Genomic DNA, 20,820 nt, shown 5'->3' on the forward strand with positions numbered 1-20,820 from the left:
GGCCTCCGCAAGGGTAGTGGCGGGCCCGGGGGTCCGCCCAGGAAGCACGGGCGCTGGGCGCCGCCCTGTGCGCGGTCTCACGCCCAGCCGAGCGAGGCCTCCACCGCCCGGTGCCACCGCTCCAGCAGGCGCTCGCGCTCGCTCGCCGCCATGGCCGGCTCCCACCGGCGGTCTTCTCGCCACAGGGAGCACAGGGCGTCCTCGTCCGGCCAGACGCCGACGGCGAGTCCGGCCGCCCACGCCGCCCCCATGACGGTGGTCTCGGCCACCGCGGGGCGCACGACCGGCAGGTCCAGGATGTCCGCCTGGAACTGGAGGAGGCCCGCGTTGACGGTCATCCCGCCGTCCACGCGCAGCTCCCGGATGCGCGTCCCCGTGTCCGCCGTCAGGGCCTCGAGCAGGTCCCGGCTCTGGTAGGCCGTCGCCTCCACCGCGGCCCGGGCGAGGTGGCCGCGATGGGCGAATCCGGTCAGGCCGGCGATGAGCCCGCGGGCGTCGGCCCGCCAGTGCGGCGCGAAGAGGCCCGCGAAGGCGGGGACGATCACCACGCCGCCGTTGTCCGGCACCGTGGCCGCGGCCGCCTCGACCTCCTCGGACGTGGAGATGATCCCGAGGCCGTCGCGAAGCCACTGCACGAGCGCCCCGGCCACGGCCACGGACCCCTCGAGGGCGTAGCGCATCGGCTCCCCCGCCCGCTGGTAGGCGACCGTGGAGACGAGGCCGTGCGCCGACGTCGGCCGCTGGGTCCCCGTGTGCTGGAGCAGGAAGCAGCCGGTCCCGTAGGTGTTCTTCGTGTCCCCGGGGCGGAAGAGCGCCTGGCCGAAGCACGCGGCCTGCTGGTCCCCCAGCACCCCGGCCACGGGGACGCCCGCCAGCGTCTCGTGGCCGGTGACCTCGCCGAGCACGCCCACCGAGGGCACGATGCGCGGCGCCATCGCCTCCCACTCCTCGGGGTCGAGCCCGAAGAGCTCGAGCATGGGGGCGCTCCATCGCCCCGTCTCGAGGTCCATCAGGAGGGTGCGCGAGGCGTTCGTCACGTCGGTGACGTGGACCCCGCCGTGGACGCCGCCCGTGAGGTTCCACACGAGCCACGAGTCCACGGTTCCGACCCGCAGCCGCCCCGCGGCCGACAGCGCGCGGGCCTCCGGGACCTCGTCCAGGATCCAGCGGATCTTGGACGCGGAGAAGTAGGAGGCCAGGGGGAGGCCGGTGCGGGCGCGGGCCGCGGTGCGCGCGCGCCAGGGCGAGCGCGGTGAGCTCCCGGACGGCCTCCCACAGCTCCGTCGGATCGTGCTCGACCCACCCCGCGTGCGGGAAGTGCTGGACGTGCTCGCGCTGCGCACTCGCCACCACGTGCCCGTCGGCGCCCACCACCGCCACCCGGGTCGAGGTGGTCCCCTGGTCGATCGCGACGACGGCGGTGCGGCTCATGGGAGTGACCCTCACGGGCGGCGCCCCCCGCCTCGAGGAGGCGGGGGGCGCCGTCGCGCGGGCCGGTCAGCGGTGGAGCTGCTTGGCCATCGGGCCGGTGATCATGTAGGTGCAGTCGCTCTGGATGTTGGCGAACAGGGCGCGACCGCCGCCGAAGCAGGGGCCGGCCCACTCGCCGCGCTCGGCGAGGTCCTTGGCCAGGGCCGAGGAGCCGGCACGCTCGGTGAACGCGACGAGGTGGTTCGGGTCCGAGCCGTCCTCGGCGATCACGACGCCGCCCCACGGGGAGACGGTGATGTTGTCCGGGGCGTCGAAGTAACTGCCCACGGCCCAGTACTCCTTGAGGGTCATGGTCTGCTCCGCGAAGGAGTAGTACATGATCATGCCCTGGTTGGCGACGGCCTCGGGGTGCTCGCCGTCCTTGACGGTGGAGAGGGTGAACCACAGGCCCTCGCCGGCGTCGTCGCTCCAGACGCCCTCGATCTTGCGGTGCGTGGTGGCGCCCGGGAACTGCTGGCGCAGGTCGGTGGTCTGCGCCTGGCGGTCGGCGCCGCCGTCGACCCAGCGGACCGGGTGGGCCACGTCAAGGTCGGCCTCGGTCAGCTGACCGTAGTGCTCGAGGGCGACGCCGTCGCGCACCAGCTGGGCGGCCTGGAGGACGCCGTCGCCCTCACCCAGCTGGGTGGCGATGCCCGGACGCAGGGTGACGCCCTGCGGTGCGGTCCAGCGGTAGAACAGGCCGCCCCTGGTGTCCTCGGTGAGGTAGGCGCTCGAGAGGTCGGCACCGATCTCGGCACCCTCCCACACGGCGCGGCCCCAGGCCTTGATGGGCAGCGGGATCTGCTGGGCCACCGGCTCGGGGAACACCTCGAAGACGTAGCCGTGGTCCTTCTGCAGGGTGTAGGCCTGGCCGTCCACGGAGCTGGTGACGGACTGCCCGGCGCGCTCGGTGGTCTCCTCACAGGCCAGCCAGGAGCCCCACGGGGTGGTGCCGCCGGCGCAGTTGCGGATGGTGCCGGAGAGGCCGACCCACTGCTGGACGAGCTCGCCCGAGCGGGAGACCTCGACGACGGTGTTGCCGCCCATGCCGGTGGGGCAGCCCGCGTCGTAGACGGTGCCGGGGACCAGTGGCACCGGGACCTTGGCGTTCGCGCGGCACTCGTGGTTGCGCACGAGGCGGGTCACGCCGGCGCGGTCGAAGGCGCCCATGCCGTCCAGGTTGGAGGGGGTGACCCCGACGACGCGGCCGCCGCGGTCGGACAGCAGGGGCTCGACGCCGATGGTGCCGATGCGGTGGGCCTTGAAGCCGCGGGGCATCGCGACCATGCCGTCCTCGGAGAGGGCGGGCAGCTGGGCGCCGGCGGCGACGGGATCAGTGCAGGTCAGCGAGGTGGCGATCCCGCGTCCACGTGCTGAACCCCGCCACACGCACCGGTGAACACGTGCGGGCGCCCCGCTGCGGAGCGTGCTCACTAGGCTGGGGGCGTGAAGCAGAACGACGACGCCGGCAGCGGCGCCCCCGTGCCGCCCGGGCACCGGGTGCGACTCTGGGACCGGGTCCGGATCCCGCGCCCGGACGACGGGCCTGGCTCGCTGACCGGATGCCCCGCGCGGATCCCCCGACGGCGCGAGGTGACCGTCCCCGACCCCGTGGCCGGGTCCGGCGTCGACGTGGCGGTGTGGGAGTACGCACCGGTGGGCCCGGCGGACGGGTCCAGGGGCGTCGATCCCGATGCCGCCCCCCGCCTGGTCTTCGTGCACGGGTTCCGCGGTGACCACCACGGGCTCGCGCTCATCGCCGACGCGCTGCCCGAGTTCGCGATCTCCTCGATCGATCTGCCCGGCTTCGGCGCGTCCGAGGCCTTCCCCGCAGCCGAGCACTCGGTGGCGCACCACGCGGATGCGGTGGCCGCCGTCGTCCACGCGCTGGCGCTCACGGAGCCTCCCGTGCTCGTCGCCCACTCGTACGGGTCGATCGTCGCGTCCCACCTCGTGGCCCGGGACCCCTCCGCGTGGCACCGGCTCGTGCTGCTCAACCCGATCGCCGAGCCCGCCCTGGAGGCGTCGGGGTCGTGGACGGCGACGGTGGCGGCCGCCGTCGCGCAGGGCTACTACGAGGTCGCGGCGCGTCTGCCCGAGCGCGCCGGGCGCGCCCTGCTGGGCGCGGCGCCCGTGGTGTGGGCCACCACCGTCGTCATGAGCCGAACCACGGACAGGCGTGTCCTGGCCTACACCCATGACCAGCACCGCCGGTACTTCTCCCGCTTCGCCTCACGGCGCATGCTCTCCGAGGCCTACCGGGCCTCCACGACGTCCACCGCCCTCGACGCCGCCGCGGGGCTCGCGCTGCCCGTGGTCCTCGTGGCGGGTGCCGAGGATCCGCTGGGATCCGTGGCCGCACAGGAGCGCCTCGCCGCCGCGATCGCCGCGGCGGGAGGGACGGCCGACCTGCAGGTGCTGCCCGGCGTGGGCCACCTGCTGCACTACGAGCGGCCGCTCGCGTGCGCGAGGCTCATCCGGGAGGCCGCGCACCCGAGGTGACCGGCCGTGGCGGGTCCTGGCCGGAGGCCGTGCGGGGCCGCCCGGCTAGAGCACCCCCGGCGGGTCCAGCCGCACGCGCACGGCCTTCTGCTCGCGGCGCGCGCTCGCCGCGGAGCGGGCCGTGCGCAGCACCGCGACCGTCTCGTCCGCGGCGGCGTAGGGGAAGAGGAGCAGCGCGCGGTGCTGGGTCTCGTCCACGGGGTCCGGCACGGGGCCGATCCACGGCAGCGGGGCTGCGTCGCCGGGACGGGCGCCCGGCTCGAGGTCGAGGGAGGGCTCGGCGTCGGGCCCCACCCGCCGCCTCTCGCGTCGCGCGGCCTCGACCAGGCCCAGGTACTCCTTCACGGCGGCGGCGTCCCCCGTCACCTCGGCGAGCCGCCCGGCGGGCGGCAGGCGCAGCTCCCGACGCTCCGCGACCTGGTGGCTCGCGAAGCCCGCGGGATCGCGCCGCACGAGGGCGCCGACGACCCCGTCGTGCTCGGCGGTCACCACCACGGTGCCCCCTTCGGACGCCGGGCGGACCAGGCACGCCGCCGCCAGCCAGCGGGCGAGCACCCGAGAGGGCACGTCGAGCCCCTCGCGCTGGAGCTGGGCGTCGCCGTCGAGGAGCAGCGCCGCCGCGTAGCCGCCGGGAGCGGTGGGCTCGGCACCCACGGTGGCCACGACGACGGCCGGCGCGTCCGTCACGGAGCCGAGGCGGTGCTGGCCGGAGGAGGCGTGGACGGGGACTCCGGGGAAGGAGCGGCCGAGCTCGTCGGCGGTCCGGTCCACACCGCGGGCGCCGGCGCGGACGTGCGTGCCGCCGCACTCGGTGCAGCGGAATGCCCGCTCGCGGGTGCCGCACCAGCGGCACGCGAGCTCACCGCGTTCGGCGGCGTGCCGGTCGCGGAACGCGAGCGGGCCGGAGCACTCCCGGCACCGGGCGGGGGTGCGGCACCGCTCGCAGACGAGCGCGGGGATGAACCCGGCGCGGGCCACCTGGACGAGCACCGGCCCGGGACGGGCACCGGTCAGGGCCTCGCGCGCGGCGGCCCACGCGGCGTGCGGCAGGCGGGCGCGCCGGGCGAACGGGTCGCGCGCGCTCTCCCACGCGTCCGCCGTGGCGACCACGCGCGGGCCGATCGCCCGCTGGAGCTCGCGGCCGGGACCGAGGTGCAGCAGCCAGCCGGCCTCCACGAGGCGCTGGACCGGCACAGAGCGGGAGGGGCCGGCGAAGAGGAGTGCGCAGCCCGAGGCCCGGGCCCGCTCGAGCACGACCTCGCGCACGTGGAAGTAGGGGCTGCGCGGCTCGGCGTAGGCGTCGTCGCCGTCGTCCCACATCACCACCAGTCGGAGATCCTTCAGCGGCGCCCAGGCGGCGGCGCGCGTGCCCGCGACGATCCGCACGGTGCCCTCGAGGGAGCGCAGGTGCGCACGGTACCGCGGGGTGTTCCCGTCCTCGGAGCCGATGCGGGCGTAGGCCCCCCCGCCCACGGCGCGGTCGAGGGCGGCACACAGCCGGTCGAGGTCGCGGTGGTCGGGCACCAGCAGCAGGACGCTCCCGCCGGAGGCCGCCACGGTGCGGGCCAGCGCGGCGAGGGCCTCGGCCTCGTCCCACTCCCCCACGCGGCTCGGGACGACGGCGGCGGCCCGGACCCCGTCCCCCGCGCACGCGGCGGCGACGAAGGCGGCGCCGCCCTGGAGCGACTCCCAGACGGTGGGCTCGGCCGCCGTCGGGGCGTCGTCGTCAGAGGTCTCGACCCGGGCGACCGGGTGGTCCGCCGCCGGCTCCGCCGTGCGCGCCGCGAGGATCTCCTTCTCGACCTGCACGACCCGCGGGGGCACCGCCGCGCGCAGCACGTCCGTGACGATGCCCGCCTGCCGGGCGGCCACGGCCCGCGCCACCGCGAGGACCTCCTCCGTCAACGGCGGGACCGCCGTGAGCACGGAGGTGAGCGCCGTCAGCTGTGCCCCCGTGACCGGCTCGGCCACCCGGGAGACGAGCCAGCCGGTCATCTCCCGGCCGCCGAAGCGCACGCCGACCCGGGAGCCGGGCACGGCCCGCGCGTCGAGCTCGGGAGGGACGAGGTAGTCGAACTCTCGGTCCAGGTGCGGGACGGGCGTGTCCAGCAGGACGCGGGCCACCGGGTCCTCCGGCCAGCCCTCCGCGCTCTCGGGCAGGCGGGGCCTCGCCTCAGAGGCGGGAAGGGCGAACAGCGCGTCCGTGATGGCTCACACCCCGCTCAGACGCCGGCGGCGCGGCGCAGCTCTTCCACCCGGTCCGTGCGCTCCCACGTGAAGTCCGCCTCTTCGCGGCCGAAGTGGCCGTGCGCCGCCGTGCGGCGGTAGATGGGGCGCAGCAGGTTGAGATGCTTCACGATGGCCGAGGGTCGCAGGTCGAAGACCGCGTTCACGGCGTCGATGATCGTCTCGTCGGAGACGGCGCCCGTGCCGAAGGTCTCCACGTAGAGCCCCACGGGACGGGCGGAGCCGATGGCATAGGCCACCTGGAACTCGGCGCGCTTCGCGAGCCCTGCGGCCACCACGTTCTTGGCCACCCAGCGCAGCGCGTAGGCCGCGGAGCGGTCCACCTTCGACGGGTCCTTGCCCGAGAAGGCCCCGCCGCCGTGGCGGGCCATGCCGCCGTAGGTGTCGACGATGATCTTGCGGCCGGTCAGGCCGGCGTCGCCCACGGGCCCGCCGATGACGAACTTGCCGCCGGGGTTCACGATGACGCGCGTGTCCGAGGCGTCGAGGCCGGAGAGGTCGATGATCGGTCGGATCACGTGCTCCTCGACGTCGCGACGCAGCTGCTCCTGGGAGACGACGTCGTGGTGCTGGGTGGAGACCACCACGGTCTCGACCGTGCGGGGCACGTGCTGCGCGTCGTACCCCACGGTGACCTGCGTCTTCCCGTCGGGCAGCAGGTACGGCATGGGCGAGTGCTCCTGCTGGCGCACCTTCGTCAGCCGCTCGGAGAGGCGGTGCGCCAGGTGGATGGGCATCGGCATGAGCGTGGGGGTCTCGTCCGTGGCGTAGCCGAACATGATGCCCTGGTCTCCCGCGCCCTGCTCGTCGTCGACGTCCGCGGAGCCGTACTCGCGCGCCTCGAGCGAGCGGGAGACCCCGGCGAAGATGTCCGAGGACTGCTGGCCGATGGAGATGCTGACGCCGCACTGGGCGCCGTCGAAGCCGTTGGCCGAGGAGTCGTAGCCGATGTCCAGGATGGTCTCGCGCACGAGCTTCGGGATCTCCACGTACGCGGACGTGTTGACCTCGCCGGCCACCTGGACGAGCCCCGTGGTGGTGAGCGTCTCCACGGCCACCTTCGCGGACGGGTCCGCGGCGAGGATGGCGTCCAGGATGGCGTCCGAGATCTGGTCGCAGATCTTGTCCGGGTGCCCGGCCGTGACGGACTCGGAGGTGAAGAGGCGGAGCTCACCGCCGCTCACCCCGCGGTACGGCTCGGTGGGTCGGGAGGGGCTCTGCTGGGCGGCATCGGTCATGCGTCCCACTCTAGAACAGCGGGCGGGCGGGGCACGGCGTCGTCCACAGCCGCGCTGCGCGCGGGCCGCGGCCGCCGCCGTGTCACAGCCGACGTCGAGGGAGCGGGTCAGGGACCCGCGGCCACCTCGGCTGCCACGGCCTCGATGACGACTCCGGCCGCCTCCACCTTGGTCCCCGCGCGGTGCAGCGGTGCGCGCCCGTCCGCGAAGAGCACCGTGACCTCCGTGAGGTCCTGGCCGAACACCTTGTCCGTCCCGACCTCGTTGACCACGAGCATCTCGCAGCCCTTGCGGGCCAGCTTCGCGCGGCCGTAGTCGAGCACGGACGACGTGGCGTCCCCGGTCTCCGCCGCGAAGCCCACGATCACGGGGGCCATGGACTCCCCCGCGGCGCGCGTGCGGACGGCCGTGGCGAGCACGTCCGGGGTGCGCTCCAGCACGATGGTCGGAGCGCCGCCGTCGTCCGTCTTCTTGATCTTGGCATCGGCCACCTGCGCCGGACGGAAGTCCGCGACGGCGGCGGCCATGATGAGCACGTCGGCGTCCGCGGCCTGCGACAGGACGGCGTCGAGCAGCTCCTGCGTGGACTCCACCCGGGTGACGTCGGCGCCCGCAGGCGGCTCGACGGACATGGCGGCGCCGATGAAGCGCACGCGCGCCCCCGCGGCCAGGGCGGCCTCGGCGAGGGCCACGCCCTGCTTGCCGGAGGAGCGGTTCCCGAGATAGCGCACGGGATCGAGCGGCTCGCGGGTGCCGCCGGCCGTGATCACGACGGTGCGCCCGGCCAGGGGGCCGTGCGGGGCCGAGTCTGCCGACGCGGCGGACGTGGACGCCGACGGGGCGGTCACGGCCGCCTCACGGTCCCTGGCGGGGGCGGCGGCGGCCGCGGCCTGGGCGGCGGCCCAGATGTCCTCGGGCTCGGGCAGGCGGCCGGGGCCGGAGTCCCGGCCGGTGAGCCGGCCGGACGCCGGCTCCACCACGGTCACGCCGCGCTCGCGCAGCAGGGCCGTGTTGGCCCGCGTGGCGGGGTGGTGCCACATCTCCGTGTGCATGGCCGGTGCCAGCACCACGGGGCAGGTGGCCGTGAGCAGCACATTCCCCAGCAGGTCCGGCGCGAGCCCGGCAGCGGTGCGCGCGAGCAGGTCGGCCGTGGCCGGGGCCACCACCACCAGGTCGGCCGAACGGCCCACCCGGACGTGGTTCACCTCGTCCACGGCCTCGAACGTGTCCGTCCGCACGGGTCGCCCCGAGAGGGCCTCCCACGTGGGGGCGCCCACGAACTTCAGCGCGCTGGGCGTAGGGACCACGGTGACGCCGTGGCCCGCCTCCGTCATGAGACGCAGCAGGAGGGCGGACTTGTACGCGGCGATGCCGCCGCCGACCCCCAGCACGATCTCCATGGCGGGATCAGGACTCCTGCGCGTCCTCGTCGGCCGGCGCGCCGGCCTCGGGCTCCGCCTGCTCGCCCTCCTCGGCGCGCATGGCCTCGCCCGCCTCGGCGATCTCGGCGGGGTCGCCCACGGGCTGGCCGGCGTCCGAGTGCTCGAGGAGCGAGAAGGGGTCGTCGTCGCCCGGGAGGGAGAAGTCGCCGAAGTCCTCGGCGGCGAGGTCGGCCGCGGGGGTGGGCTCCTGCTCCTCGCGGGAGACCAGCAGGTCCGACTCGATCTCGCGCAGCGAGATGGAGAGGGACTTCTCGTTCAGGGAGGTGTCCACGAGGGGGCCCACGTACTCGAAGAGGCCCTCGTGGAGCTGCGAGTAGTAGGCGTTGATCTGGCGAGCGCGCTTGGCGGCGAAGAGCACCAGGGCGTACTTCGAGTCCACCCGCTCCAGGAGGGAGTCGATGGGCGGGTTGACGATGCCGTCGTACTGTTCGGTCACGAGTTCTCCAGAGTCTGTCGCTGTCTTGACTGGCCCGGTTCCCGCCGGGCGGCGGCCAGGTCCTAGGCCTGGGGCGAACGGCGCTCGGGGTCCAGCCCCATGAGTCTCACCAGTTCATCGGCGGCCCGCTCGACGGTGTCGTTCACGACGACGGCGTCGAACTCGGGTTCCGCGGCGAGCTCCAGTCTAGCCGTATCCAGACGGCGCCGCTGTTCCTCGGGTCCCTCGGTGCCGCGCCCGACGAGCCGGGACACCAGCTCGTCCCAGCTCGGCGGGGCGAGGAACACGAAGGTGGCGTCCGGCATCGACCGCCGCACCTGGCGGGCACCCTGGAGGTCGATCTCGAGGAGCACGTGGCGTCCGGCCGCCACGGCCTCCTCGACGCGGTCCCGCCGCGTGCCGTAGCGGTTGAGCCCGTGCACCACGGCCCACTCGAGCATCTGGTCCCGCTCCACCAGCTCGTCGAACTCCTCGGGCGAGGTGAAGAAGTAGTGCACCCCGTCCTGCTCGCCCGGCCGGGCCGGGCGGGTGGTGGCGGAGACCGAGAGCCAGGCCTGCGGGAAGTGGTCCCGGACGTAGGCGGAGACGGTGCCCTTGCCCACGGCGGTGGGCCCGGCCAGCACGGTCACGCCGGGGCCGGGGGCGACGACGGCGGTCCGCGCGGCGGGGATGGCGGGCACCGGGCCCTGGTCGTTCAGCTCGGTCACGCGCGCTCCTGGGACGGCGGCCGGGCTCACCGCGATACGGCGCTCACCGGTCCGCGACGGGGGTGGGGGTCACCGGCCAATATAGGCGATCAGCGCCTCGCGCTGGCGCCGGCCCAGTCCCCTGAGGCGCCGCGGCGCGGAGATCTCGCACGCCTCCATGACGGCCTGGGCGCGGACCTCCCCCACGCCGGGGAGCGCCTGGAGCAGGTCCACGGTGCGCAGCCGGGCGATCGCCGGATCGGCGTCCGCGCGCTCGAAGACATCGTGGAGGGTGACCTCGCCCTCCGCGAACGAGGCCTTCAGCGCGGCACGCGCCTGCCGCGCCTCGAGTGCCTTCGAGCGCGCCTCGGCCCGCTCGGCCGTGCTGAGTTCCCGCAGTGCCATGGGCCGCCCCCTTCTCTGTCGCGCGATGCGCGGCGTCACCGAACCGTTCGATGTTCAACGGATCGGAGAATCACCGATCTGAGAGGGGAAGATACCACTTCGTGTGCCGTCGGTCACTTGGCGCGCAGGGGTCATGTCATCCACCCAGGTCAGCGCGACTCTTCTCGAGGGAGGCGATCAGGCCCGCCAGGGTCGGCCCCGCCGCGAGGATGCCGCGGGAGGACGTCGCCAGCACCTGCGGCCACGCCGGGCCGAAGCCCGCGCGCATGCCCGCGGCCGTGGCGCCCTGGGCGCCGAAGCCGGGCGCCAGCAACGGGCCGCTCACGTCCTCGAGCCGCATGCCCAGTCGCGCGGCCTCCTCGGCGACGGTCGCCCCGACGACGAGCCCCACGGGCCCCCACTCGCCGGGTGCGGCCAGCCGGGCGTTGAGCTCGGCGGCGGCCTCCGTGATCCGTCGCGCGACGGCGCCGCCCTCCTCCCCCGCGCCCACGTGCTGCACGTCGCGACCCTCGGGGTTCGAGGTGAGCGCGAGCACGAACACGCCGCGTCCGGCGGCGTGCGCGGTCTCCGCGGCGGCGGTCAGCGTCCCGAAGCCCAGATACGGGCTCAGGGTCACCGCGTCGGCGGCCAGCGGGGAGGCGTCCTCGAGCCACGCGGCGGCGTAGCCCGCCATCGTGGAGCCGATGTCCCCCCGCTTGGCGTCCGCGATGGTGAGCACGCCCGCGGCCCGGGCCTCGGAGAGGAGCCGCTCGAGGGCCGCGAAGCCGGCCGATCCGTGGCGCTCGTACAGGGCCACCTGGGGCTTCAGGGCCGCGACGCGCGGGCACTCACCGCCCGCGGCGGCCTCGAGGGCGGTGAGGGAGAAGGACTCCAGGCCCGCGGCCGTGTCCGGCAGCCCCCACGCCCGCAGCAGGACGGGATGCGGGTCCACGCCCAGGCACAGCGGCCCGGCCGCCGCCATGGCGTCGGCGAGTCGCCGCCCGAACGGCGTGCGCGAGGCCCGTGCGGCGCACTCCTCGCTCACGCGGACGCCCCGGCGCGCACGGCCTGCTGGAGGCGCTCGTCGTGCTCCTGGAGGGAGGTCACGCTCCACTCGTAGGTGCGCATCGCCTCGATCGCCTGGAGGCACGCCGCGAACTCGGCGACGGTCGTGATCACCGGCACGCCCAGCGAGGTCGCGGCCGCGCGGATCTCGTAGCCGTCCGTGCGGGCGTCGCCACCCGAGGGCGTGTTGAGCACCAGGTCCACGGTCCCGGCGTGCAGCTGCTCGAGCACCGTGCCCACGCCGTCCTCGCGTCCGGCCTCGGCGATCTTCGCCACGGTCTCCGCGGGGATCCCGTTGCGGCGCAGCACCTCGGCGGTGCCGCCCGTGGACACGACCTGGAAGCCCAGGTCCACGAGGCGCTTGGCCTGCCCGACGACGGCCCGCTTGTCCCGGTTGGCCACCGAGACGAACACGCGGCCCTGGGTGGGCAGCGGGCCGCCCGCGGCGGCCTGGGACTTGGCGAAGGCCGTGTCGAAGTACTTGTCGATGCCCATGACCTCGCCGGTCGAGCGCATCTCCGGGCCGAGCAGCGAGTCGACGACGCGCCCCTCCCTGGTCCGGAAGCGGGTGAAGGGCAGGACGGCCTCCTTGACCGCGACGGACGCACCCAGGGGGAGCGAGCCGCCGTCGTAGGCCGTGGGCAGGACGCCCGCGTCCTGGAGGTCCGCGATCGAGCGGCCCACGCCGATGAGCGCGGCGGCCTTGGCCAGCTGCACGCCCGTGGCCTTGGACACGAACGGCACCGTGCGGGACGCGCGGGGGTTCGCCTCGATGACGTAGAGGACGTCCGAGGCCAGCGCGAACTGGATGTTGATGAGGCCGCGCACGCCCACGCCCTCGGCGATCAGCCGGGTGGCGCGGTGCACGCGCTCCACCACGTCCGGGCCGAGGGTCACGGGCGGGAGCACGCACGCCGAGTCGCCGGAGTGGATGCCGGCCTCCTCGATGTGCTCCATGACGCCGCCGAGGTAGAGCTCCGTGCCGTCGAACAGCGCGTCGACGTCGATCTCGATCGCGTCCTCGAGGAAGCGGTCCACGAGCATCGGCTTGTCCGGGGTGATCTCGGTCGCGTGCGTCACGTAGTGCGCCAGCGCCTCCTCCGTGTAGACGATCTCCATGCCGCGGCCGCCGAGCACGTAGGACGGGCGGACCAGCACGGGGTAGCCGATCTCGTCCGCCACGCGCTTGGCGTCCTCGAAGGACACCGCGGTGCCGTTCTTCGGGGAGATCAGCCCGGCCGCGTCGAGCACGCGGGCGAACTCCCCGCGGTGCTCGGCGAGGTCGATCGCCGCCGGGGAGGTGCCGAGGACCGGCACGCCGGCGTCGGCGAGCTGCTGGGCGAGCTTGAGCGGGGTCTGGCCGCCGAGCTGGACGAAGACGCCCAGCACGCCGCCGGAGGCCTCCTCCGCCGCGATGACCTCGAGGACGTCCTCGAGGGTGAGCGGCTCGAAGTACAGGCGGTCCGAGATGTCGTAGTCCGTGGAGACGGTCTCGGGGTTGCAGTTGACCATGACGGTCTCGTACCCGGCCTCACGCAGCGCCATGGTGGCGTGCACGCACGAGTAGTCGAACTCGATGCCCTGGCCGATGCGGTTGGGGCCCGAGCCGAGGATGACCACGGACTTCCCCTCGTGCGGGGTCACCTCGGTCTCGAGGTCGTAGGACGAGTAGCGGTAGGGCGTGAACGCCTCGAACTCGGCGGCGCACGTGTCCACGGTCTTGAACACGGGCCGGACGCCGAGGGCGTGGCGGACGCCGCGGACCACGTCGGGGTCCATGTGGCGCAGGCGGCCGATCTGCTCGTCCGAGAAGCCGTGCCGCTTCGCGCGGCGCAGCAGGTCCTCCGTGAGCTGCTCCGCGGTGCGGACCTCGTCGGCGACCTCGTTGACCAGCATGAACTGGTCCAGGAACCACGGGTCGATCGCGGTGGCTTCGAAGGCCTCCTCGAGCGTGGCGCCGGCGTACAGGGCCTGCTGGGTCTGGGCGAGGCGCTGCGTGGTGGCGGTGCGGGCCCGCTCGAGGAGGGCCTTCGGATCCGCGTCCCGGTCGAAGGCGAGCTCGGAGCCCTTCTGCTCGAGGGAGCGCAGCGCCTTCTGGAGCGCCTCCGTGAAGTTGCGGCCGATGGCCATGGCCTCGCCTACGGACTTCATGGTGGTGGTGAGCGTGGGGTCCGCGGCGGGGAACTTCTCGAACGCGAAGCGCGGGACCTTCACCACCACGTAGTCGAGCACCGGCTCGAAGGAGGCGGGCGTCTTGCGGGTGATGTCGTTGGGGATCTCGTCCATCGTGTAGCCCAGGGCCAGCTTCGTGGCGATCTTGGCGATCGCGAAGCCGGTGGCCTTCGAGGCCAGCGCCGAGGAGCGGGACACGCGGGGGTTCATCTCGATGACGACGACGCGGCCGTCCTCCGGGTTCACGGCGAACTGGATGTTGCAGCCGCCCGTGTCCACGCCGACCTCGCGGATGACGTTGATGGAGATGTCGCGCAGCTTCTGGTACTCGCGGTCCGTGAGCGTCATGGCCGGGGCCACGGTGATCGAGTCGCCGGTGTGCACGCCCACGGGGTCGACGTTCTCGATCGAGCAGACCACCACGACGTTGTCGTTGCGGTCGCGCATCATCTCGAGCTCGTACTCCTTCCAGCCGAGGATCGACTCCTCGAGGAGCACCTCGGAGGTCGGGCTGTACTGCAGGCCCTGCCCGCAGATGCGGTGCAGGTCGGCCTCGTCGTAGGCCATGCCGGAGCCGAGCCCGCCCATCGTGAAGGACGGGCGCACCACCACGGGGTACTTCAGGTCCTCGACGGCGGCGAGGGCCTCCTCCATCGTGTGCACGATGTGCGAGCGCGCGGATTCGCCGCCGGAGCGCTCCACGACGCCCTTGAACTTCTCGCGGTTCTCGCCGAGCTCGATCGCGGCGATGTTGGCGCCGATGAGCTCCACGCCGTACCGCTCCAGCACGCCGTCCCTGTCGAGGGCGATCGCGGTGTTCAGCGCGGTCTGCCCGCCCAGGGTGGGCAGGACGGCGTCCGGACGCTCCTTCTCGATGATCTTGGCGACCACCTCGGGCGTGATGGGCTCGACGTAGGTGGCGTCGGCCAGCTCGGGGTCGGTCATGATCGTGGCCGGGTTGGAGTTGACGAGGACCACGCGGATCCCCTCCTCCTTGAGCACGCGGATGGCCTGCGTGCCGGAGTAGTCGAACTCCGCGGCCTGGCCGATCACGATGGGGCCGGAGCCGATGACCAGGACGGACTTCAGGTCGGTGCGCTTGGGCATGGATCAGGCTCCTTCGGGGGCGGCGGACGGGGTGGCCGCGGCCGGCGCGCCGGCGGAGCGGCGCTCGGCGAGCATGGCGGCGAAGCGGTCGAACAGGCCCAGCGAGTCGTGCGGACCCGCGGCGGCCTCGGGGTGGAACTGCACGGAGAACGCGGGCCGGTCGACGAGGCGCAGCCCCTCCACGACGTCGTCGTTGAGGGACCAGTGGGAGACCTCGACGCGGCCGTAGCGGGCCTCGGGGGCCTGAACGACCTCGCCGATGGGCGCGTCGACGGCGAAGCCGTGGTTCTGCGAGGTGATCTCCACGCGGCCGGTGGCCTTGTCCATGACGGGCTGGTTGGGGCCGCGGTGGCCGAACGGCAGCTTGTAGGTGCCGAAGCCCAGGGCGCGGCCGAAGATCTGGTTGCCGAAGCAGATGCCGAAGTAGGGCAGCTCCGCGTCCAGCACCCGGCGCAGGGTCTCCACCTGCGCGTCGGCGGTGGCGGGGTCGCCGGGACCGTTGGAGAGGAACACGCCGTCCGGCTCCACCGCCTGGATCTCGGCGAAGCCGGCGGTGGCGGGCAGCACGTGCACGCGGATGCCGCGAGCGGCCAGGTGGCGAGGGGTGGCGGCCTTGATGCCGAGGTCGAGGGCGGCGACCGTGGCGATCGGCTCCCCCTCCCAGCCGTGGTCGGCGGGCTCGACGACGTAGCCGGACTCCGCCGTGACCGTCTCGGCGAGACGCGCGCCCTCCATGGCCGGGGCAGCGCGGACCTCGGCGAGCAGCTCCGCCTCGGGGCGCTGCGCGTCCGCACCGGAGAAGATGCCGGCGCGCATGGCGCCCGAACTGCGCAGCAGGCGCGTGATCGCCCGGGTGTCCACGCCCTGGATGCCGACGATCCCCTGCGCCGTGAGCTCCTCGTCGAGGGAGCGCTCGGCACGCCAGTTGGAGGGGCGGCGGGCGGCGTCGCGCACCACGTAGCCGGCCACCCACATGGCGCGGGACTCGCGGTCCTCGTCGTTGACGCCGGTGTTGCCGATGTGCGGGGCGGTCTGGACCACGATCTGGCGGGCGTAGGAGGGATCGGTCAGGGTCTCCTGGTAGCCGGTCATGCCGGTGGTGAAGACGGCCTCGCCGAGGGTGGTGCCGCGCGCGCCGTAGGCCCGGCCCCGGTGCACGGAGCCGTCCTCGAGGACGAGGAGGGCGCGGTCGTCGGTGCCGGCGGCGGTGCCGGGGGTCGGGGTGCTCATCGGGGGTTCTCCTGTCCTGCGGGGTCCGCGGTGGCGGTCCGGGCGCGGTCGATGATGGTCTGGAGCGCGTCGACGACGCGGTGGCGGTCCTCGGTGCGCTGCGGGCGGAAGGCCGAGGTGAGGGCGACGTCGCCGAGGCGCCAGCCCCACGCGGCGAGCCCGCCCGGCTCGGTGAACTTGCCGGCGATCCCGGCGGAGTGCCCGACGGCGGTGAGATCGGAGGCCGGCACGAACAGGGCGTCCATCCCGGGGCGCAGGACCAGCAGGCCGGGGTGGGCGCCGGCGGCGTGCACCTCGAGGCGGGCCCTCGAGCGCAGGCCGAGGCCGTGCACGGCCACGCGGTCCAGGCGGCTCTCCTCCCGCACCGTGCCCACGTACATCCCCTCGACGGCGAGGGCCGGCTCCTGCTCGTACAGCGCGGCGGGGGCGGCGGCCGGGGCGGGGATGCCGGACTGGGCGCGGCGCCGGGAGCGCCACCCCCATGCCAGCAGCGCGAGGATCACGGCGATCGTCAGGAGCGTCGCCACGACGATGGGCAGCCACACGCCGCTGTAGTCCTTCCCCGGGGCCGTCGGGGGCACGGGACGCGCGGCGAGCACGCCCTCCAGGCGCGCGAGGGCGTCGAAGCGCGGCCCGGTCACCGGCTCGCCTCGCCGGTCTCGGCGGCCGCGGGATGGCGGTAGGGCGTGGCGGGGGCGCCGTCGGCGACCACGCGGTGCCCGCGGTAGAGGGTGTGCACGGTGGCGCCCGGCAGCTCCATGCCGCGGTACGGGCTGTTGCGCGAGCGCGTCAGGTGGGCCTCGGGGTCCACGGTGCGGCGCACCGAGGGGTCCCACACCACCAGGCTCGCGACCGCGCCGACGCGCGGGGCGCCGTCGTCCTCGGCCTGGCCCTGGTCGGTGAGGCCCGCGATGCGGGCCGGGTTCACGGAGAGCACGCGGGCCACGCCGGCCCAGTCGAGCAGCCCCGTCTCCACCATGGCCTGCTGCACCACGGGCAGGGCGGTCTCCAGGCCCGTCATGCCCATCGCGGCGACCGTCCACTCGCACTGCTTCGTCTCGGGCGTGTGCGGGGCGTGGTCGGTGCCGACGGTGTCGATCGTGCCGTCGGCCAGGGCCTCGCGCAGCGCCATGACGTCGGCCTCGCGGCGCAGCGGCGGGTTCACCTTGTACACCGGGTCGTACGAGCGCACGAGCTCCTCCGTGAGGAGGAGGTGGTGCGGGGTGACCTCCGCGGTGACACGCACGCCCTGCTCCTTGGCCCAGCGGATGAGGCGCACGGAGCCCTCGGTGGAGACGTGGCAGACGTGCAGGCGGGAGTCCACGTGCTGGGCGAGCAGCACGTCGCGGGCGATGATCGCCTCCTCGGCCACGGCGGGCCAGCCGGGCAGGCCGAGGATCCCGGAGAGCTCGGACTCGTTCATCTGGGCGCCGGCGGTGAGCTTGGGCTCCTGGGCGTGCTGGGCCACGAACCCGCCGAAGGACTTCACGTACTCGAGCGCGCGGCGCATGAGCACGGCGTCGTGCACGCACATGCCGTCGTCCGAGAACATCCGCACGCGGGCCTGGGAGTCGGCCATCGCGCCGAGGTCGGCGAGGGCCTCGCCGGCCAGGCCCACGGTCACGGCGCCCACGGGGTGCACGTCGCACCAGCCGGCGTCGCGGCCCAGGCGCCAGACCTGCTCGACGACGCCCGCGGTGTCCGCGGTGGGGGTCGAGTTGGCCATGGCGTGCACGGAGGTGAAGCCGCCCATCGCGGCGGCGCGGGTGCCGGTCTCCACGGTCTCCGCGTCCTCCTTGCCGGGCTGACGCAGGTGGGTGTGGAGGTCCACGAGCCCGGGCAGGACGATCAGGCCGGTGCAGTCGAGCACCTCGGCGGCGCCGGCGGCCGGGTGGGCGGACGCGTCCGGGCCGACGGCGGCGACCAGGCCGTCCGCCACGAGGACGTCGGCGCTCTCCCCGGAGGCGAGGGCGGCGCCGCGCAGCAGCACGGGGGCGGGGCGGGTGACGGGAGCGCTCACGGGCGGACCTCCTGGAGGGGCTGGGCGGGCGCGGCGGAGGGCCGGCCGGGATCGTCGTGGTTGAGGACCAGGTGCAGGACGGCCATGCGCACGGACACGCCGTTGGCCACCTGCTCGAGGGCCGTGTTGCGGGGCGAGTCGGCCGCCGCGGGGCAGATCTCGAGGCCCCGGTTCATCGGCCCCGGGTGCATCACGAGCGGCTGCGCGAGGCGGCCGCCGCGCTGGGCGGAGAGCCGCGCGAACCGGTCCGCGGTCAGGCCCCACGAACGGGTGTACTCCCCCGCGGACGGGAAGAACGCGCCGCCCATGCGCTCGGCCTGCACGCGCAGCATCATGACGGCGTCGGGGGCGGCGGCGAGGGCCTCGTCCAGCGAGTAGGTGACGCGGCACGGCCACGCGTCCACGCCGACGGGCAGGAGGGTGGGCGGCGCGGCGAGGGTGACCTCCGCCCCCAGCGTCGTCAGGAGCCAGACGTTGGAGCGGGCCACGCGGGAGTGCAGGATGTCCCCCACGATCACCACGTGCATGCCGGCCAGGTCGGTGCCCGTGGGCGCCGCGCCGGTCTCGGCGGCCAGGTGGCGGCGCAGCGTGAAGGCGTCCAGCAGCGCCTGCGTGGGGTGCTCGTGGGTGCCGTCGCCGGCGTTCACCACGGCCGAGCCGACCCAGCCGGAGTCGGCCAGCTGACGGGCCGCGCCGGAGGACCAGTGGCGCATGACGATCGCGTCCGCGCCGATCGCCTCGAGCGTCTGGACGGTGTCCTTGAGGGATTCGCCCTTGGAGACGGAGGAGCCCTTCGCGGAGAAGTTGATCACGTCCGCCGAGAGGCGCTTGGCGGCCGCCTCGAAGGAGATGCGCGTCCGGGTGGAGTCCTCGAAGAAGAGGTTCACCACGGTGCGGCCGCGCAGGGCGGGCAGCTTCTTGACCTCGCGCTCGTTGACGGCCGCCATCTCCTCGGCGGTGTCCAGCACGGCGAGGGCGTCTGCGCGGCTGAGGTCGGCGGTGGAGAGCAGGTGGCGCACGGCTCAGGCCTCCTTGCCGGCGGGCGCGGACGGGGCGTCGGCGATGCTCACGGTGTCTTCGACGACCTCCCCGGTGCCCGCGGGACCGTCCACCTCCGTGAGGCGGACCTGCACGCGCTCGGCGGTGGAGGTCGGAAGGTTCTTTCCCACGAAGTCCGCCCGGATCGGCAGCTCGCGGTGCCCGCGGTCCACGAGGACGGCGAGCCGGACGGCGGCGGGGCGGCCCAGGTCGGCGATCGCGTCGAGCGCGGCGCGGACGGTGCGCCCGGAGAAGAGGACGTCGTCCACGAGCACGACGACGGCGTCGTCGAGGGGGTGGGCGGGCAGGCGCGTGGGGGCCGGGGTGCGGGCGGCGCTGCGGCGCAGGTCGTCCCGGTACAGGGTGACGTCCACCTCGCCGACGCAGGCCTCGGGGTCGAAGCCCGGGTCGATGCGGTGCAGCACCGCGCCCAGGCGGTGCGCCAGCGGGACGCCGCGGCGCGGGATCCCCATCAGCACGAGGGAGTCCGCGCCCTTGTTGGACTCGAGGATCTCATGGGCGATCCGGGTCAGGGCCCGGTCGATCTCGGCCGCGGTCAGCACGGTCCGGGCAGCACGAGGTGCGGTGGGAGCTCGTCCCATCCGGCGCCTCCTTCCCCGCCTCACAGGACGGTCGTTAAAGGATGCGAAAGGGGTGTGTCCGACGGTCGGGGGCACCGTCCGCGGGCGAGCCCGACTCTACCAGTGGGGCCCGCGCGGGACGCCCGATGACGTCCCGCGTGGGCCTCGCGTCGGGTGTGATCCGCGTCCCGCTCAGGCGAGCAGCGTCGGCTTCACCTGCTGGAGACGGCCGAGGAGGCCGTTGACGAACTCCGGGGAGTCGTCCGTGGAGAGCTGCGCGGCCAGGGCCACGGCCTCGGACACGGCGACGGCGTCCGGCACGTCGTCCTGGAACAGCAGCTCCCACGCGCCCACGCGCAGGATCGCGCGGTCCACGGCGGGCATGCGGTCCAGGCTCCAGCCGCGGGAGTACGAGGTCAGGGCCTCGTCCAGGCGCTCCTGGTCGGCGATGACGCCCTCGACGAGCAGCTGCGTGTAGGCGTTCACCTGCAGGTCGGTCTGGGAGCGCCGGGTCTCGATGCCCTGGAGCACGGTGGTCCCGCGCTGCTCGGCCTCGAAGAGGATCTCCACCGCCCGCTGCCGGGAGCGGCTGCGCGCCGTGGTCCCCCGCTTGGCGCCGGGGGCGGAGGCGGCATCAGTCATTGACGCGGCCCAGGTAGTCGCCGTTGCGGGTGTCCACCTTGACGCGGGTGCCCTGCTCCACGAACAGCGGGACCTGGATCTCGGCACCGGTCTCCACGGTGGCGGGCTTGGTGCCCGCGGAGGAGCGGTCGCCCTGCAGGCCCGGCTCGGTGTAGGTGATCTCCAGGACCACGGACGCCGGCATCTCGAGGTACAGCGGGGTGCCCTCGTTGAGGGCGATGACCACCTGGGTGTTCTCGAGCATGTACTTCGCGGCGTCGCCCACCACGGCGGCCGGGACCGTGATCTGGTCGTAGGTCTTCGTGTCCATGAACACGTAGTCCGCGCCGTCCTGGTACAGGTACTGGTAGTCCGAGCGGTCCACGATGGCGAACTCCACCTTGGTGCCCGCGTTGAAGGTCTTGTCCACGACCTTGCCGCTGGTGATGTTGCGCATCTTGGTGCGCACGAACGCCCCGCCCTTGCCGGGCTTCACGTGCTGGAACTCGATGACGTTCCAGAGCTGGCCCTCCAGCTTCAGGACGGAGCCGTTCTTGATGTCATTGGTCGTTGCCACGAAG

Annotated in this window: 17 protein-coding genes and 1 pseudogene; 1 reads left to right on the plus strand and 17 read right to left on the minus strand. The window is 74.2% G+C overall.

Going from position 1 to position 20,820, the window contains the following annotated elements:
* Positions 1-77: 77 nt before the first annotated feature.
* Both KZX60_RS03210 and KZX60_RS03215 read right to left on the minus strand, forming a co-directional pair.
* Positions 78-1,431, minus strand: a pseudogene (locus KZX60_RS03210) (FGGY family carbohydrate kinase).
* A 66-nt stretch (positions 1,432-1,497) separates the two neighbouring features.
* A complete protein-coding gene (locus tag KZX60_RS03215; RefSeq protein ID WP_248115590.1) occupies positions 1,498-2,757 on the minus strand; it encodes an alkaline phosphatase PhoX in 1,260 nt (419 codons plus the stop codon).
* A 159-nt stretch (positions 2,758-2,916) separates the two neighbouring features.
* Here KZX60_RS03215 and KZX60_RS03220 point away from each other — a divergent pair, with 159 nt between their 5' ends.
* The gene (locus KZX60_RS03220; RefSeq protein WP_248115591.1) at positions 2,917-3,972 is read left to right on the plus strand and encodes an alpha/beta hydrolase; all 1,056 of its coding nucleotides are present in this window, start codon (positions 2,917-2,919) and stop codon (positions 3,970-3,972) included.
* A 45-nt stretch (positions 3,973-4,017) separates the two neighbouring features.
* Here KZX60_RS03220 and KZX60_RS03225 read toward each other — a convergent pair whose 3' ends face one another.
* The 15 genes from KZX60_RS03225 to efp all read right to left on the minus strand — a co-directional run bounded on the left by KZX60_RS03225 (position 4,018) and on the right by efp (position 20,816).
* The gene (locus tag KZX60_RS03225) at positions 4,018-6,096 is read right to left on the minus strand and encodes a primosomal protein N' (RefSeq protein ID WP_248115592.1); all 2,079 of its coding nucleotides are present in this window, start codon (positions 6,094-6,096) and stop codon (positions 4,018-4,020) included.
* A gap of 98 nt (positions 6,097-6,194) precedes the next feature.
* Positions 6,195-7,457: a methionine adenosyltransferase gene (gene metK, locus KZX60_RS03230; RefSeq protein WP_248115593.1), complete on the minus strand. Its 1,263-nt coding sequence runs from the start codon at positions 7,455-7,457 to the stop codon at positions 6,195-6,197.
* Positions 7,458-7,564: 107 nt separating this feature from the next.
* On the minus strand, positions 7,565-8,857 hold the full coding sequence (locus tag KZX60_RS03235; RefSeq protein WP_248115594.1) for a bifunctional phosphopantothenoylcysteine decarboxylase/phosphopantothenate synthase: 1,293 nt from the start codon (positions 8,855-8,857) through the stop codon (positions 7,565-7,567).
* Positions 8,858-8,864: 7 nt separating this feature from the next.
* Entirely contained in the window at positions 8,865-9,335 is a 471-nt protein-coding gene (gene rpoZ / locus KZX60_RS11945; protein ID WP_348983732.1) for a DNA-directed RNA polymerase subunit omega, read from the minus strand.
* 62 nt (positions 9,336-9,397) lie between these two features.
* Positions 9,398-10,042 carry a guanylate kinase gene (gmk, locus tag KZX60_RS03245; RefSeq protein ID WP_248115595.1) on the minus strand — a complete coding sequence of 215 codons (645 nt, stop codon included), beginning with the start codon at positions 10,040-10,042 and terminating at the stop codon, positions 9,398-9,400.
* A 69-nt stretch (positions 10,043-10,111) separates the two neighbouring features.
* Positions 10,112-10,426 (minus strand): integration host factor, actinobacterial type, encoded by a 315-nt coding sequence (gene mihF / locus KZX60_RS03250; protein ID WP_248115596.1) that lies wholly within the window; start codon positions 10,424-10,426, stop codon positions 10,112-10,114.
* A gap of 136 nt (positions 10,427-10,562) precedes the next feature.
* Complete coding sequence (gene pyrF / locus KZX60_RS03255) at positions 10,563-11,450, minus strand: orotidine-5'-phosphate decarboxylase (RefSeq protein ID WP_348983733.1); 888 nt, start codon at positions 11,448-11,450, stop codon at positions 10,563-10,565.
* Positions 11,447-14,749, minus strand: a complete 3,303-nt coding sequence (gene carB, locus KZX60_RS03260) for a carbamoyl-phosphate synthase large subunit (protein WP_248115597.1) — start codon at positions 14,747-14,749, stop codon at positions 11,447-11,449. Before carB ends, pyrF begins: the two co-directional genes overlap by 4 nt.
* Positions 14,750-14,752: 3 nt before the next feature.
* On the minus strand, positions 14,753-15,979 hold the full coding sequence (gene carA, locus KZX60_RS03265) for a glutamine-hydrolyzing carbamoyl-phosphate synthase small subunit (protein ID WP_248115598.1): 1,227 nt from the start codon (positions 15,977-15,979) through the stop codon (positions 14,753-14,755).
* Entirely contained in the window at positions 15,976-16,620 is a 645-nt protein-coding gene (locus KZX60_RS03270; RefSeq protein ID WP_248115599.1) for a hypothetical protein, read from the minus strand. The genes carA and KZX60_RS03270 overlap by 4 nt, the downstream gene beginning before the upstream one ends.
* Positions 16,617-17,999: a dihydroorotase gene (locus tag KZX60_RS03275; RefSeq protein WP_248115600.1), complete on the minus strand. Its 1,383-nt coding sequence runs from the start codon at positions 17,997-17,999 to the stop codon at positions 16,617-16,619. Before KZX60_RS03275 ends, KZX60_RS03270 begins: the two co-directional genes overlap by 4 nt.
* On the minus strand, positions 17,996-19,018 hold the full coding sequence (locus KZX60_RS03280; protein ID WP_248115601.1) for an aspartate carbamoyltransferase catalytic subunit: 1,023 nt from the start codon (positions 19,016-19,018) through the stop codon (positions 17,996-17,998). Before KZX60_RS03280 ends, KZX60_RS03275 begins: the two co-directional genes overlap by 4 nt.
* Positions 19,019-19,021: 3 nt before the next feature.
* On the minus strand, positions 19,022-19,639 hold the full coding sequence (pyrR, locus tag KZX60_RS03285) for a bifunctional pyr operon transcriptional regulator/uracil phosphoribosyltransferase PyrR (RefSeq protein ID WP_248115602.1): 618 nt from the start codon (positions 19,637-19,639) through the stop codon (positions 19,022-19,024).
* A gap of 171 nt (positions 19,640-19,810) precedes the next feature.
* Entirely contained in the window at positions 19,811-20,260 is a 450-nt protein-coding gene (gene nusB, locus KZX60_RS03290; RefSeq protein WP_248115603.1) for a transcription antitermination factor NusB, read from the minus strand.
* Positions 20,253-20,816, minus strand: coding sequence for an elongation factor P (efp, locus tag KZX60_RS03295; RefSeq protein ID WP_248115604.1), 564 nt, complete (start codon positions 20,814-20,816; stop codon positions 20,253-20,255). The genes nusB and efp overlap by 8 nt, the downstream gene beginning before the upstream one ends.
* Between the last annotated feature and the right edge of the window lie 4 nt (positions 20,817-20,820).

The organism is Micrococcus sp. EYE_212 (genome assembly GCF_023147585.1).
Lineage (GTDB): Bacteria > Actinomycetota > Actinomycetes > Actinomycetales > Micrococcaceae > Micrococcus.